13 protein-coding genes and 1 pseudogene are annotated in these 15,173 nt (G+C 66.1%); 10 read left to right on the top strand and 4 right to left on the bottom strand.

What is annotated here, in order from left to right; translation table 11 throughout:
• The 3 genes and pseudogenes from HMPREF9440_RS11850 to HMPREF9440_RS11155 all read right to left on the bottom strand — a co-directional run.
• Nucleotides 1–280: pseudogene (locus HMPREF9440_RS11850) on the bottom strand (3-deoxy-7-phosphoheptulonate synthase); the annotation flags it as partial.
• 564 nt (nt 281–844) lie between these two features.
• Nucleotides 845–982 carry a hypothetical protein gene (locus HMPREF9440_RS11150; RefSeq protein WP_157180686.1) on the bottom strand — a complete coding sequence of 46 codons (138 nt, stop codon included), beginning with the start codon at nt 980–982 and terminating at the stop codon, nt 845–847.
• 14 nt (nt 983–996) lie between these two features.
• A complete protein-coding gene (locus HMPREF9440_RS11155) occupies nt 997–1,221 on the bottom strand; it encodes a hypothetical protein (RefSeq protein ID WP_008541604.1) in 225 nt (74 codons plus the stop codon).
• 162 nt (nt 1,222–1,383) lie between these two features.
• Between HMPREF9440_RS11155 and HMPREF9440_RS03640 the strand changes: the two genes are divergently transcribed.
• The 10 genes from HMPREF9440_RS03640 (at nt 1,384) to HMPREF9440_RS03685 (ending at nt 14,476) form a co-directional block, all read left to right on the top strand.
• Nucleotides 1,384–3,057 carry a bifunctional metallophosphatase/5'-nucleotidase gene (locus tag HMPREF9440_RS03640; protein ID WP_008541606.1) on the top strand — a complete coding sequence of 558 codons (1,674 nt, stop codon included), beginning with the start codon at nt 1,384–1,386 and terminating at the stop codon, nt 3,055–3,057.
• 79 nt (nt 3,058–3,136) lie between these two features.
• Nucleotides 3,137–4,510, top strand: coding sequence for an RluA family pseudouridine synthase (locus HMPREF9440_RS03645; RefSeq protein WP_008541607.1), 1,374 nt, complete (start codon nt 3,137–3,139; stop codon nt 4,508–4,510).
• 53 nt (nt 4,511–4,563) lie between these two features.
• Nucleotides 4,564–5,076 (top strand): ATP-binding protein, encoded by a 513-nt coding sequence (locus HMPREF9440_RS03650; protein ID WP_008541608.1) that lies wholly within the window; start codon nt 4,564–4,566, stop codon nt 5,074–5,076.
• 134 nt (nt 5,077–5,210) lie between these two features.
• Complete coding sequence (locus HMPREF9440_RS03655) at nt 5,211–7,877, top strand: heavy metal translocating P-type ATPase (protein ID WP_008541609.1); 2,667 nt, start codon at nt 5,211–5,213, stop codon at nt 7,875–7,877.
• Nucleotides 7,878–8,165: 288 nt separating this feature from the next.
• On the top strand, nt 8,166–9,692 hold the full coding sequence (locus HMPREF9440_RS03660) for a flavocytochrome c (protein ID WP_008541610.1): 1,527 nt from the start codon (nt 8,166–8,168) through the stop codon (nt 9,690–9,692).
• Between the two features lie 110 nt (nt 9,693–9,802).
• The gene (locus HMPREF9440_RS03665; protein WP_040763450.1) at nt 9,803–10,156 is read left to right on the top strand and encodes a cytochrome c3 family protein; all 354 of its coding nucleotides are present in this window, start codon (nt 9,803–9,805) and stop codon (nt 10,154–10,156) included.
• A gap of 455 nt (nt 10,157–10,611) precedes the next feature.
• Entirely contained in the window at nt 10,612–11,751 is a 1,140-nt protein-coding gene (locus tag HMPREF9440_RS03670; protein ID WP_008541613.1) for a porin, read from the top strand.
• 415 nt (nt 11,752–12,166) lie between these two features.
• Nucleotides 12,167–13,021: a cyclic nucleotide-binding domain-containing protein gene (locus HMPREF9440_RS03675; protein WP_008541614.1), complete on the top strand. Its 855-nt coding sequence runs from the start codon at nt 12,167–12,169 to the stop codon at nt 13,019–13,021.
• A 215-nt stretch (nt 13,022–13,236) separates the two neighbouring features.
• Nucleotides 13,237–13,668, top strand: a complete 432-nt coding sequence (locus HMPREF9440_RS03680; protein WP_008541615.1) for a rhodanese-like domain-containing protein — start codon at nt 13,237–13,239, stop codon at nt 13,666–13,668.
• Nucleotides 13,669–13,819: 151 nt separating this feature from the next.
• A complete protein-coding gene (locus HMPREF9440_RS03685) occupies nt 13,820–14,476 on the top strand; it encodes an ArsR/SmtB family transcription factor (protein ID WP_008541616.1) in 657 nt (218 codons plus the stop codon).
• Between the two features lie 155 nt (nt 14,477–14,631).
• Here HMPREF9440_RS03685 and HMPREF9440_RS03690 read toward each other — a convergent pair.
• The coding region (locus tag HMPREF9440_RS03690; protein WP_040763454.1) for a hypothetical protein at nt 14,632–15,173 on the bottom strand (542 nt) is incomplete at its 5' end.

Genomic DNA, 15,173 nt, shown 5'->3' on the forward strand with positions numbered 1-15,173 from the left:
GGCCGCCCCCGACCTTCGCGCCCGCGACGTCGATCACGGTGTCGTCCGGATGGAAGGCGCGGTTGGCGCGCTTGAAGGGGTCGGAAATGTGCTTGACTTCGGCAACGATCGGGTGACCGAGGAGCCGGTCGTCGTCGAGGCGGCGCGTGTCGCCGACGACGCCGACGATGGTCTTTTCCGTGCCGACCACGACGGTGGTCTTGAGACCCTGGGCCTCGATGTCGGCGACCAGCTGCCGCAGGCTCTCTTGAGAGGCCTCGGGTTTCGTGATGATGATCATGGCGTGTCTTCCTTTTTCGCTTCGGTGGGTTTCTGTGGAACCCTGCGGTGAAGACACGTCGGCGGTGGGGATCGGCTTGTGCGGGGAAGGACCTGCGGAGATGTGGTGAGGGACCTTCCTAAAAACCGAGAACCTGCGGGGACGTGAATTCACCGCAGGTTCTTGGGGGTTGGGACTTCAGAAGGGTCCCGTTCGTGCAGCGCAATTCACTTCTACCGGTAGTAGCGGTAGAAGCGGCTAAATCGCTGACTGCGTCGAACGGAATTCATGTCGTTTCTCTCTGAAGTCCAAATGGGGGTTTGGGGGTTGTCGGTCAGGCGAGGATCGGCGTCCGACATCCTCGGTCTCTACCTCGGTCTCAACGTCGTGACGCCTTTCCTCGCGCCGTGAGTTCAAGGTACCCGAGATCGGGCCGTTTGTGGGCGGCTCTTGGACTTTTCGACGGGATCTGGCGGGTTTTCTTGGCCGAAACCGGACGAATGTCAAAGGTTCTTGGGCATCTTCTCTAAGAGGAAGTCCTGAGGGGCGGAGGTGTCTTCGGCGACGGCGACGGTCATGCCCCGCTCACGCTTCGGGCTTCTCTTCGGGCGAGGCTCCGCATTCGTCTTCTGGCTCGGGATGCCTCAGCACGTACCAGATGCCCCAAAGACCGGGGATGGCCAGGATCACGAGGAGGCCGATGACGCCGGGCAGATTTTGCATGCCTGACCTCCTTCTCAACGCTTGACCGAGTTGTAGACGGCGTGGCAGACGGCCGCGTACAGCATGCACGTCACGCCCAGCGCGAGCCCCGTGAGAAGCGGGACCTTCTCAATGATCGCGAGGACGATGACGATCCCGCCGAAGCACCCGAAAAGCCGGTATGTCGACCAAATCGCGCCCAAAGCGAGGCTTCTCGTAGACACGTACCACGGGCTGGATGCCCACTTGGATTTCGGCATGGGAAGCTCCTTTGGTCTTTGGTTTCTTCCGATTCTAGGTGAACGCGGATTCGGACGCGCGGGGGTCGCTGAGCCCTCCGCGGCACCTCGACCGCACCACCCCGAACGTCCTCCTCCCGGCCCGAATACAATTCCGACCATCCGCAAGCACACCGCGCCGCCATGCCCAAGCTCTTCCGACATCTCCTCCGCACCCTCCGCCCCGCCCGCCTCCTCGCGGCCGCGGGGCTCGGCGCGCTCATCCTCTGCGGAGCCCGGGCGGCGGAGCCGCTCACGCTCACGATCCTTCACGCGAACGACACGCACAGCTTCGCGGCGGGCGTGATGCGCCGCGGGGTCGCGGCGGATTCGGACGAGCAGTCTACGGGCGGCTACGCGAGGCTCGCCGCGGCGGTGAACGCGGAAAAAGCGAAGAACCCCAACGTCATCGCCCTCGACTCGGGCGACCGCTGGCAGGGAACGCTCTTCTTCAGCCTCCTCGGCCCCGACTTCATCACCGCGCTCACGAACCGCATGCCCTGGGACGCGATGACGCTTGGGAACCACGAGTTCGACCTCGGGTGCGAACGTCTCGCTGAAGTCCTCCCGCAGGAAAAGCTCCCGATCCTCGCCGCCAACATCGCACGCCGTCATGAAGGCGAAGACGCCTGCCCGATCGAAGGCAGACTCCCCGGCACGATGGTGAAGACCGTCTCCGGCGTCAAGGTCGGGATCTTCGGGATCGCGAACGACGAGGTGAAGGTGGTCTCGAAGGCCTGTCCCGCCACCACCTTCGACACCCGCGAGGACGCGGCCCGGAAGGCCGTGGCGGCGCTGCGCGCCCAAGGGGCGGAGATCATCATCGCGCTCACCCACATTGGCTACCCCGCCGACCGTGAACTCGCCCGATCGGTCGCCGGCATCGACGTGATCGTGGGCGGGCACACGCACAGTCTTTTGGGGAAGAACCTCCGCGGGTCCGAGGGTCCCTACCCGACCGTCGAAATTTCGCCCGCGGGCGAGCCGGTCCTCGTCGTGCAGGCGAAGCGCTCGACCGAATACCTGGGGCGCCTCGTCGTCGCCTTTGATGAAAAGGGCCGCGCCGCCGCGTGGACCGGCGCTCCGGTGCGTTTGACCTCTGAGAAGCCCCGCGATCCGGAGCTTCGCGACGCGGTCGCGAAGGCGGCGGGGGTTTTGGAGAAGGCCCGCACCGTCAAGGTTTCGACGAACCCCAACGAATTTCCCGACGGGCTCGATCCCTGCCGCTGGGGTGACTGCCTCGCCGGCATGGTGACGGCGGACGCCTTCCTTGACTTCGCCCGCCCCTACGGCGCGACCATCGCGCTTTTGAACGGCGGCGCGGTCCGCTCGGCGCTCCCCGTCGGCACGGTCGACCGCGGGAGCTTGGAAGAGATCCACCCCTTCGGGAACCTCATCGCCGTGATCGACGTCACGGGCGAGGCGATCCGCGCGGCGTTGGAGAACGGCGTCGCCGACCCGGACGTCGGCGGCCCGCACCTGCTGCAGCCTTCGGGCCTGCGCTACGCGGTCGATCCCGCGCAGCCCGTAGGTCACCGCATCCTGTCGGTCGAGACGGTTGAAACCGACGAAGCCGACGAAGCTGGGAAAGGCGCCTGGGTCCCGCTTGATCCCGCGAAGACCTACCGCATCGCCACGGTGAAGTACGTCGCCGACGGCGACGACTTCGCGATGTTCGCCGACGCGCCGCGGGTGCCCGCGAACGACGCGCTCGAAGTCGACGTAATGGACGCGTACCTGCGCGCCCACGACCCGCTCCCGATGCCCGCGGCCGGCCGCATCACCGGAATGCCCGAGATGCCCGAAGCGGCGGAGTGACGGAGTGTCGGAACGCCTCTGCCCCTTCCGAAGCCGCCGAACTCACCCCCTGAATCCCTTTTGCTTTTGAAGCCTCCCCATGACCGAGCCCCATTTCCTTCACCTCATGCCTCCCGAAGGTTTGGACGTCCCCGCGCGCCTTCCCAACCTTTGGTACGGCCCGCCCGCGCCCGTCGCGCGGTGTGCGGCGACGCTCATGCGCACGGCGCTCCCCGACGGCTTCTCGGGCCGCGTCGGGGTGGTCGTGGCGGTGAAGGCGTCGGGCGCAGATGACGCCCCGGGCATCGTTCACGCCGCCTGGGCGGCGGAACCCGCCCACCGCCCGGGGGTGGGCGTCTCCCCCGACCACCCGACGCTCCCCGCCGCGGACAGGCTCGTCGAACCCATGGAGGACGACGACTTCCAAAGGGCGGCCGCCGGCCTCGTCATACCCTTTGCGGACGGCACCTCCCGCACGCTCCTCGACCTCGCCCAAGAGCTCACCGCCGGGAAGCCGAAGTCCATCGCCCGCGGGGGCGGCGCGGGGCTGAAGCTCACGTACCGGCACTGGAACCGCGCGATGGCGGACGCCTTCCAAACGCCCGCCGTGCGGCTCGGCATCCTCATGAACACCGAAGGCGTGCGTCTGGGGCTGCGCCCCGCCGCGTATTTCGAATGGTGGGCGGGTGAGACGCCCCCGCACGACGTCAAATGGGACGGGATGCCGCTCTCGCCCCGCACCACCGCGAAGCCCGTGATCGAGCGCCTCTGGGAGGCGTGGTCCCCGGCGCCCGACCCCCGCTTCACCGACCCCGCCGTCGCGGCGCTCGCGCCCCGGATCATCGAAGAGGCCGAGGACTGGATCGTGATCGAGAAGCCCTCGGGGCTCCTCTCCGTCCCGGGCGCGATGGGGCTTCCCGACGCGATGAGCATGACGGCCAAAGTGACGAACACCGTCCTCGTCCCCGTGCACCGCCTCGACATGGACACCTCGGGGCTCTTGGTCTACGCCAAGACCGACCGCGGCACCAAGGCGCTGATGGCGGCCTTCCGGGAGGGGCGCGTCGAGAAGCGCTACCGGGCTTTGCTTGAGAAGCGCCTCCCGGACGCGTTGGGCACAGAAGGCGAAGTGCGCTTTCCCATCACGACGAATCCCCTGGACCGGCTCCGTCAGTGCGCCGCCGTGGGCGGGCGCGAGAGCCTCACGCGTTGGAAGGTTTTGGGAAAGAGCGCAGAACGCACGCTCGTGGAAATGGAGCCCGTCACGGGCCGCACGCACCAGCTGCGGCTCCACGCCGCGCACGCGCTGGGGCTGAACGCCCCGATGGTGAACGACCCCTACTACGGCTTCGACGGGATCGCGGCGGAGACGCCGGCGACGCCCCTCAATCTGCACGCCGCGATGCTCGACTTCCCGGACCCGGTGACGGGCGAGCGTCGGCGCTTTGAGACCGAGCCCGCCTTTCACCTCTGATTCCTCACGCCTCATATCGCCTCATATCGCCTCATCACGACAGGAAGACCGCCATGATCACGCTCATCACGGGTGCGAGCCACACGGGGAAGACGCTTCTCGCGCAAAAGCTCCTCGAAGCCCGCCGCACGACCGTTCTCTCGATGGACCTCCTCAAGATGGGTCTGATCCGGAGCGGCACGGCGGCGCTCTCGCCCGAAGACGACGCCGGCGTCGAGGCGGTCCTCTGGCCCATCGTCGTCGGGATGATCCGCACCGCGATCGAAAACCGGCGGGACCTCATCGTCGAAGGGGGCTACGTGCCGGGGAACTGGGCGGAGGCGTTCACGGCGGCGGAGCGCCGTCAGATCGAAGTGCGCGTTCTCGTCATGTCGGACGACTACGTCCGGGAAGCGTTCCCCCGCATCAAGTCGGAGGCGTCGGTTGCGGAAGACCGCGGCGACGACGGCTGGGCGACGTTGGCGTTTCTGCTGGAAGACAACGCGCGCTTCCGGCGGGCCTTCCCGGAGGCTGAGGTGATCGCGTCGGAGGCCGACTGGGTGAGGCTCACCGCGGTCGGGCTCTGACGCCGGAGGTGTCGGCAAAGGCTCCGCCTTTTGCCCCGGGAAGCCTCTCCTTTCGGGCTATGTCTCTGAAGCGGCTCCAAGGTTTATCATCCTTCCAGACAAGAACCGTTCTCAACTGAGAGCCTGAGGACCTGATGGACAAGAAGGACCAAACCATCGCCCCGGCGACCGCGCCTGACACCGCCGTCGCCGCCCCCGAAGCATCCGCCCAAACGGAAGCGGTTTGCCCCATCACCGCCGCCGAGCCCGAAACGCTCCGCATGGCGGTCTCCGGCATGACCTGCGCCGCCTGCTCGGCGCGGGTCGAGCGCGCCGTCGCGGAAGTCGACGGCGTCGACGCCGTGTCGGTGAACCTCCTCAAGAATTCGATGAGCGTCACCGCGGCGCCCGGTGCGGACACCGCGGCCCTCCGGGCCGACATCGTCCGTGCGGTCGAGCGCGCGGGCTACGGCGTCCCCGACGCGAACGCCCCGGCGGGCGCCCCCGGGAACCCCGCCGCGGCGATCGACGCCGACGCGGAAGCCGCCAAAGCGCTTCAGGCCGACTACCGTCGGCTCATCACGTCGGTCGTTCTGCTGATCCCGCTCTTTGCGATTGCGATGGGCCCCATGGTGGGCGTGACGCTCCCCTTCGGGCTCGGCAACCCCGAAAACCGCCTGGTTTCGGCGCTCCTGCAGCTCTTCCTCGCGGTCCCGATCCTCTTCCTCGAGCGCGGGTTCTTCATCCGCGGCTTCAAGGCGCTCTGGATGCGCGCCCCGAACATGGATTCGCTGGTCGCGATCGGCTCGGGCGCGTCGCTTCTCTACGGCCTCTGGGTGATCCTCGCGATGGCGCACGCGCTGGGTCTCGGTGACCAAGAAATGGTCGCCCACCTCGCGCACAGCCTCTACCTCGAAGGCGCCGCGATGATCGTGACGTTGGTCGCGGTCGGGAAATACTTGGAAGCCCGCGCCAAGGGGAAGACCTCGGAAGCCGTGGCGGCTTTGCTGAAGCTCGCGCCGCCCACGGCGGTGGTCTTGAAGGACGGGAAGGAAACCCTCGTCAACCGCGACGACGTGGTTGCGGGCGACGTCCTGGTGCTTCGCACCGGCTCCACCGTCCCCGTCGACGGCGTGATCCTCACGGGCACCGGCACCTTCGACGAATCCGCGATGACGGGTGAGAGCCGTCCGCAGGAAAAGGCCGAGGGCAACACGGTGCTGGGCGCGACCCTCGTCACGTCCGGCCACATGACCGCCCGCGCGACCCGCGTCGGGAACGAAACGGTTCTGGCGCAGATCATCCGCATGGTGGACGAAGCGACCTCCTCCAAAGCGCCGGTCGCGCGCCTTGCCGACCAGGTGAGCGCCGTCTTCGTGCCCTTCGTGATCGGCGTCGCGCTCCTTTCCTTGGCCATCTGGCTTCTGATCGGTGCGACCTTCGAGGTCGCGCTCACGCACGCCGTCGCGGTCCTCGTCATTTCGTGTCCGTGCGCCCTGGGGCTCGCCACCCCCACGGCCGTGATGGTCGCGACGGGTGCGGGCGCCCGCCGCGGGATTCTCTTCAAGAACGCGGCGGCGTTGGAGCACCTCCGCAACACCACGCACGTCGTTCTCGACAAGACCGGGACGGTCACGTCCGGGAAGCCCGCCGTCGTGGGGCTCGTTCCGAAGGAGGCGGGGCTTGAATCGCCGCTTCTCATGATCGCGGCGGCGCTCGAAAGCAAGTCCGAACACCCGCTCGCCCACGCCGTCACGACCGAAGCCGCGGCCAAGAACATGGCGCCGCTTCCCGTCGAGGACTTCCGCCAGACGCCCGGGCGCGGGATTTCCGCCCGGATCGGTGCGAAGACCTACTTCGCCGGGAACGCCCGCTGGGCGGCCGACTGCGGCACCAACCCCAAGGACCTTGAGGTCGAAGCCTTTGAGAACCGCGGCGAAACGGTCCTCTACGTGGGCCAAGCAGGCAGTGAAGGCGCGCCCGGGACGCTTTTGGGCGCCATCCGCGTCGCCGACCCCGTGAAGCCCGACTCCAAGGACGCGATCGCGGCCTTGAAGCGCATGGGCCTGCGCGTGACGATTTTGACAGGCGACGAAAAGCGCACGGCCGAAACCGTCGGGCGCGACGTCGGGGCCGACCACGTGATCGCAGGCGTTCTCCCGCAGGAAAAGGCGCAGCACGTCGACCGTCTCCAGAGTGAGGGTGAGCGCGTCCTCATGGTGGGTGACGGCGTGAACGACGCCCCGGCGCTCGCCGCCGCCGACGTCGGCGCCGCCATCGGCGCCGGGACCGACGTGGCCTTGGCGAGTGCGGACGTCGTCCTCATGAAGAATTCGCTCGCGGACTTGGTCGCCGCGGTCGAACTCTCGCGCGCCGCGATCCGCAACATCCGCCAGAACCTCTTTTGGGCCTTCGCCTACAACACCGCCGGGATTCCGGTCGCGGCGGGCGTTTTTGCGGGCGCGGGGCTAAGCTTGAATCCCATGATCGCCGCCGCGGCGATGAGCTTGTCGAGCGTCTCCGTCGTCTCGAACGCGCTGCGGCTGCGGCGCTTCCGCCCGTCGATGGGCGGGGCGCTCCCCGACACCACCACTCCGAAGGAGAAGCAAACCATGAAGAAAACGATCCGCATCGAAGGCATGCACTGCGGGAACTGCACGGGCCGCGTCCAAAAGGCTTTGGCCGCGCTCCCCGGCGTCGAGTCCGTCGAGGTCTCTTTGGAAGGGAAGTGCGCGACGGTCGTCGTCGACATCTTCGTGACGGACGAGATCCTGAAGAGCACCGTCGAGGGTCTCGGCTTCACGGTGACCGCGATCGAATAAGGTCGGAGCGAGATCCGGATCGCTACGACGAACGCCCCGGGCTTCTTAGGAAGCACCGGGGCGCATCTTTCTCCGAAAGGCGGAGCTTTCCGTCGAGAAGCCCGAAACCACCGGCCCTTTCGGGGAAACGCGTAAGGCTCTACCTCGGTCTACTCCCTCTCCTCCCAATGGCGTAGAAAGAATTAGGGATAGTCCCCATTTTCGCCTCCATAGTGCTTGGGTTTCGCATCCCGCCCCCGATTTCTACACTCCTCCTCAGACCATACAGCTCACAAGGAGGAGCTTTCCATGGCCACGAATCTTTCCCGCCGCACCTTCTTCGGCGCCGCCGCCGGCACGACCGCCCTCGGCCTCGGCATGTTCCGCACGGTTTCCGCTGCGGAAGCGAAGGACATCAAGTGGGACGAAACCAAGAAGTTCGTCATCATCGGCACGGGCTTCGCCGGCCTCGCCGCCGCGCTCGAAGCCTATGAAAACGGCCTCAAGGCGGACGAAATCGCCATCCTCGAAAAGATGCCGACCCCGGGCGGCAACTCGATCATCAACGGCGGCGCCGTCGCCGCGGCCGGCACCGACATGCAGGAAAAGGAAGGCATCAAGGACAGCCCGGACCTCCTCTACGCCGACATCCTGAAGGCGGGCGGCGGTCTCGCCCACCCGACCCTTGCGCGCCGCATCGCGGACGAATCCGTCCAGAACTTCTACTGGCTGCGCGACAAGGTCGGCGTCCAGTTCAAGGCCGTCACGTTCCACGGCGGCCACTCTGTCAAGCGCTCCCACGCCGTCACGAACAACTCGGGTTCGGGCTTCATCAACCCGATGCTCGCGAAGTGCAAGGAATACGGCATGGAACCGCGCCTGCGCACGATCGTCGACGAAATCATCATCGACGACCAACGCCGCGTGCTGGGCGTGCGCGGCCGCACGAACTACCGCTTCGGCCGTGAAGATTCCGGCCGTCCCTTCACGATGCGCGCCACGAACGGCGTGCTCCTCGCCTCGGGCGGCTTCTCGAACAACGTCCAGATGCGCATGTCGCACGACCCGCGCTTGAACGAAAAGTTCGACTCCACGAACCATCCGGGCGCCACGGGCGAAATGATTCAGGCCGCGCAGGAAATCGGCGCCAACACGATCCAGATGGACTGGATCCAGATGGGCCCCTGGACCTCGCCCGACGAAAAGGGCTTCGGTCTCGCGCCGCTCTTCGTTGAATCCTGCCTCGGCTACGGCCCGATGATCGACCCGGTCACCGCCAAGCGCTTCATCCAGGAATCCGGCAACCGCAAGGTCCGCGCCGACGCCATCGTCGCGATGGGTCACCCTGCCGTCATCTACACGACGCTCGAAAATGCGAAGACCGCCATCATCGGTCAGAACATGACGCAGGAACTCTACGACCGCGCCCGCAAGAACAACGTCATCAAGGAATATCCGACGTTGGATGCGATGGCCGCCGACCTGAAGATCCCGCTCGATGAACTGAAGAAGACCAACGACACCTTCAACAAGTACATCAAGGATCAGAAGGACCCGGACTTTAACTGCATGATGTTCAAGAACGCCAAGCCGAACGTCGAGGGCCCCTTCCTCGCCGTCCGCCTCTGGCCGCGCGTCCACCACTGCATGGGCGGTCTTGAAATCAACGACAACGCTGAAGTCCTCAGCTGCCGCGGCAAGCCCATCGAAGGCCTCTACGCCGCCGGCGAAGTCACGGGCGGCGTGCACGGCATGGTGCGTCTCGGCACCGTCGCCGTCGCCGACTGCATGATCTTCGGCCGCGTCGCCGCGCGTCAGGTCGCCGCGAAGAAGTAATCAGCCCACTGGGCAGCGGGGTCCCGGCTCCGGCCGGGGCCTACCCCGCAAACCATCCAGGGCGTATGCTCTAGGGCATGCGCCCCTTCTTTCCCCAAGGAGAACCCACCATGCAATCGAAGCGCCTTCTCGCTCTCGTTCTGGCGACCGGTCTTCTCGCCTTCGGCGCCGCTCATGCCGCCGACTTCGGCTCCGATCGCCACGTCGCCCGCGGCGTCCAGTGCCAGACCTGCCACGGCCCCGACCTGAAGAACCCGGTTTGGCCGGAAGAAAAGGTCTGTCTCGGCTGCCACAACCGCGACGACATCGCTGCCAAGACCGCCTCGAAGCTGAACCCGAACCCGCACAAGGCGCCGCACAACGGCGACTGCACGCTCTGCCACATGCAGCATGAGCCCGAAGTCGACTACTGCGCCCAGTGCCACCAGTTCAACTTCCAGATGCCCAACGGCAAGAAGCAGTAACCAACCTGCGGACGCTTCCCCCGCCCCGGCCGACACGACTCGGACCTTCGGGATTACGCGGGAAGACGCTCAGAAGGCCGCTCCTCCGGGAGCGGCTTTCCGTTTCGGAGAAACCACACGACGGCCAAGAATCCGCCTCCCGCAAGGCGACCCGACACCCCCGGGACACTCCAAAATCCTCAGAGATGCCTGATTCAAGGGTGATTTTGATGATTTTCGAGACACCCTAGGGTTTCCCTCGAAAATTGCCCCCATATCGCTTGGGTTAATGCTGACGGACTAAGTACCTATCCTTCGGGAGGAACGCGGGTTAGATGCCCGCAGCTCTCCGCGGCCGGGGATGCAGACCCGCCCGGGATCCGGGCGATTCCCTGCGTGAGAGAGGACTCTTGACCGGTCGGCGGACGCCCTAAAGAACGTCCGCCGACCGTCAACCACAAATAGAGGAAGACCCAATGAAAAAGACTCTGCTTGCCGCCACGATCCTCGGTGCCTTTGCCTGTGCCGCCTCCGCGGCGAACGTTCAGGTCTACGGCCTGATCGACACCAGCCTCTCCTTCGTGCATTCCGACGCCGACATTTCCGGCGTGGATTCGAAGAACTCCTTCACGATGGAAAACGCCGAACAGTTCGGCTCCCGCTTCGGTCTCCGCGGTTCGGAAGACCTCGGGAACGGCATGAAGGTGAGCTTCGTCCTCGAATCGGGCTTTGAATCCGACACCGGCGCCCTCGACACGAAGCAGCGCGGCCGCCTCTTCGGCCGTGAATCGAACGTCACGGTTTCGGGCGGCTTCGGCGACGTGACCTTCGGTCTCATCCCGATCTTCGGCTCCGTGTTGGGTGCCAACGGCCTCTTCCGCGCCCTCGACCCGGTGACCGCCAACTACACGGTGGGCTTCGGCTCGGGCTTCGCCACGGCCTCTTCGATGACCCGCGTCGACAACGCGATTTCGTACAAGACGCCGACCTTCGCGGGCTTCACGGGCTACGCGATGTATTCGTTCAAGGTCAACGGCAAGGACGGCGCCGGTCAGGAAGGCGACGGTTCGACCGACCGCTACGCTTCTCTCGCCGTGCGCTATCAGCAGGGTCCGCTCGAAGCCGTGCTCATCGCCGACCAGACCCGCTACGGCAACGACCAGTATCGTGGCTTCGACGACGGCTCTACGGTCACGTTCGGCGGCAACTACACGCTCGACAACGGCCTCAAGCTCATCGCCTTCGGTCAGTGGTTCGACTCGATGATCCTCAGCACCGTCGCGCGCGCCGGCGTCGCCTATGACGGCATCACTGAACTCCTCGGTGATGCCGGCTACGGCCAGGTCGACGGCTACGGCCTCTCCTTCGGCGTGAACTTCCCGCTCGCGGGCGGCGTCGCCAAGGCGAGCGTCAACTACCGCGACATGGACAACACGGACAACGTCGACTTCACGCGTTGGACGGTTGCCGGCGGCTACGACTATCCGCTCTCGAAGCGCACCACCATCTACGCGATGGGCGGCTACTCGCAGGAAAAGGTTGAAAACCACGTTGAAAACAAGGAAGCGACCCCGGGCGGCTACCAGTTGGTCGCCGGTCTCCTGCACCGCTTCTAATCGGTTTCCCCGCGTCGGCTTCGGCTGACGTTTGAACGATCCCCAAGCTCCCGGAAGGACTTCCGTCCCCGGGAGCTTTTCTTTGCACTCACGGAAAGTTCCGGAATGCAAGAGGAATCCGCGCCACTTCGGGAAGATCCTCTCCGGGTGCTCCGAGTTGTTGCATCGTTGTTGCATCGTTGTTGCGGCCGAATCCGTCGGGCGCGGTGCCGCCCGCTCCGGGGCCGCCTCGCGCATCGTTCAGCTTTCGTTCCGGTTTCGAACGGGTTTCGGGTGGTTTTCAGACCGCGCCCCGCCGTCGTCTTTCCTTGAGACGGAGGGGAAGCGTTCTCGCGCGATCGGCCGAAGTGCCTTATCCTCCTTATGCACCGAAGACCGACGACCGTTGAAGGCCCAAAGAGAGAGACCCACACACATGCCCAGACGTTTCAGCGAAGCTTGGACCCGAGCCCTGAAGGAAATCCGCACGTCCGATTGGCCGGAGCTGCGCTACGTGCCCATGCTCCCCTTTCTGACGCCCCCCGTGCCCAAGGTGGTGCGAGAAGCCTTCGCATCAGCGGGGCGGCGCCTCTCCGTCCCCGCCGGACAGCACTTCTTCGGGTCGACCTTCGTCACCGACTTCATTCTGATCACCTCGGGCCTCTCCGGCCGCTACCTCGCCCCGAACGCGGCGCAGGCCGAAGGCGCCGGGATTCTCGCGCTCTCCACCACCGGGCGCTTCGCCTGCGGGAACCTCAACTTCCTCTCGCGTCGCCCCACGATCGGGCAGTACGCCGCGATCTCGGACCTGGAAGCCGTCGCCGTCTCGCACGTCGCGGTGGACGAAATCCTCCACATGCGCCGCGACCTGATCCGCCCGCTCTTCACCCACATCGAGGTGACGAACCTCTCGGACCGCATGGCCTTCGGGATCATGACGCTGCTGTCGGCGATCTCCCGCTACAAGTGCCTGCTCCTCACCTGGGCGGCCTACTACGGGAAGTTCGACGACGGTTGGATCGTGATCCCCACGCCGGGGCGCAACGCCCACGTCGAGCGCGTGATCGGGGCCTCCTCCGTCACGATGGACAAGCTCCGCGCGGAACTCCAGCAGACCGCAGGGATGGAGCGCGCGGGCGACTTCGTGCGGCTTCGCCCCGAAGCGCTTCAGGACGTCCACGACTGGATGCGCCGTGCCGACCATTCGAGCAGCATGTACGGTCGGCCGGCCAACGTCGTCGCGTTCCTCGAAGACATGCTCTCGGACGGGCTCGGCCCGCGACCGGACTAAGAAAGGACCGGGGCCGGACCGGAGTGGAAAGGCCGGATCCCCGGAAGGGTTCTCCTCGTTTTCCCGCAATCGGTCGCCTCAAATCGCCGAACGCTGATATTCCGCAAGAATCGCGAATGTCGGACGTCCGATAATCCAAGGAACCCAGGCCGGAAGTGCGACCGCTTCCGGCCTTCGCACATGGATTGCCATCAAACCCCAAGGAGAATCTGACCATGCGTCTTCGTCATGCCGCCCTCGCGCTTACGCTCGCCACCGGGCTTCTCGTCGGCCAGGCCCACGCCCTCGAACCCGTGAACCCGCAGCCCGCGACCCCGCTCACGTATTCGAACCCGGCCTACCACAAGATCACGCCGCAGGTCGCGAAGAAGATGATGGAGGAAGGGAACGTCGTGATCCTCGACGTGCGCAACCCCGACGAAATCCAGGCTGAAGGGAAGATCAAGGGGTCGGTGAACGTTCCCCTCGGGGAACTGCGTCCCGGCGTGAAGCTCCAGGCGGCGCCGGACTTGAACCAGAAGATCCTCGTTCACTGCCGCTCGGGCGTGCGCGCAGAGAAGGCTTCGCAAATTCTGATTGAAACCGGCTACAAGGACGTCTACAACTTCTACGGCACGATGCAGTGGCCCTACGAGCTCGTGAAGTAAAGTAGGAAAAAGAAGGAGCACCCCGCCGGGCCCGCGCCCGGCGGACGCTCTTCTCTGCCGAAACCATTCCCCGAACGCTTTCCTCAGGCGCTTCTTCCCGCCGATTCCACCGATCCGACCGACAGGCGACACCCTTCCCGGAGGCCCGACCATGCGCAACATCGAACGCAAGCATCAGCTCTACGGCCGCGTGAGCCTCCTGGGCCGCGCCCTCGGGCATGAGACCCGGCTGGAGCTTCTGGAACTCCTCTCGCAGTGTCCGCAGACGGTGGAAAAGTTGGCGGCAACGCTCGACCACGACGTCAAGGCCGTGAGCGCGCACTTGAAAGTCCTCGCCAAGGCGGGGCTCGTCGCGGCGACGCGCGAGGGGCGCTTCATGCGCTATGCGCTGAAGAGCCCCAAGGTGGCGGCGCTGGCCGTGCTGCTGCGCGAAACCGCCGAGCAGATCGACCGGGACCTCGCGGGGCTCGTCCACGAAGTCGTCCCCAAAGCCCACGTGGATCTGAGGCAGGCGGTCGACGCGGCCGGGCGCGGGCAGATCGTCCTGATCGACGTGCGGCCCGCGGAAGAATACGCTGCGGGACATCTTCCCAATGCGGTGTCGATGCCGTTGGACGAGCTCGAGGCGCGCATGGGCGAACTCGCCCAGGATGCGGTGTTGGTCGCCTACTGCCGCGGGCCCTACTGCTTCCAGGCGTTGGAAGCCAAAAAGATCTTCGAAGCCCACGGGCGGAGCCTGCGCGTCATTCCGGCGGGCGTCATGGAATGGGCGAGCCGCGGCGAGGCGCTCACGATCGAGAAGGCCTGAGGCTGAACGCCTCCGGGCGCGGAGACTTCCCGGACTTTCCGGAACGGCCGGAAGAGTCCGAGACGACCGGGAACGGCAAGGGGCGGCAATCGAACCGCCCCTTCTTTTTTCTCGGGATCAAGCGGCCCCGCAGGGAGGCCGCCTTGCGACGGTGGTCAATCGTCCTCGTGGCTCCTGCGCATGCCGGACCCCACCAGCGTGCGGCGGCGCGTCCTGCGCGCGGGCTCTTCGTAGACGGCCGCGGGGAGCGTCCCGATGATTTCGCGCGTCAAGCTCACCTCGTCTCCGGCCTGCACCGCGGCGGCGCTCAGGCACGCCTGCGAGCGGGCGAGCTCGCGCATGCGGCGGAGTTCCTCGCGCTCATTCGCGCGGATGGTCGCGTTCGCGGCGGCCAATTCACGCTCGGCGCGCTTTTGCAGATAGAGCTCGTCCTCGCGGCGCAGCGTTTCGCGAAGCGGCTCCACGAACTTCTGCACGGCGCGAAGCCCCACCTCGATCCCGTGCTCTTCGCGGAGCACCTCCGCCAGGCGCGGGCACGAGCGGTATTGACGGAAAAGCGCGTAGACCAGCTCGCGGTGCGGGGCGAGCACGCTTCGGGGCTCGCTCTTTCTCGGCGCCACCACGCAGTCGACGGCGGACCAGTACTTCCGGACGGTCACGCGGGAGAACCCGAGCATCTCGGCCGTCCGGCCCTTTG

This window comes from Sutterella parvirubra YIT 11816, assembly GCF_000250875.1.
Taxonomy (GTDB): domain Bacteria; phylum Pseudomonadota; class Gammaproteobacteria; order Burkholderiales; family Burkholderiaceae_F; genus Sutterella; species Sutterella parvirubra.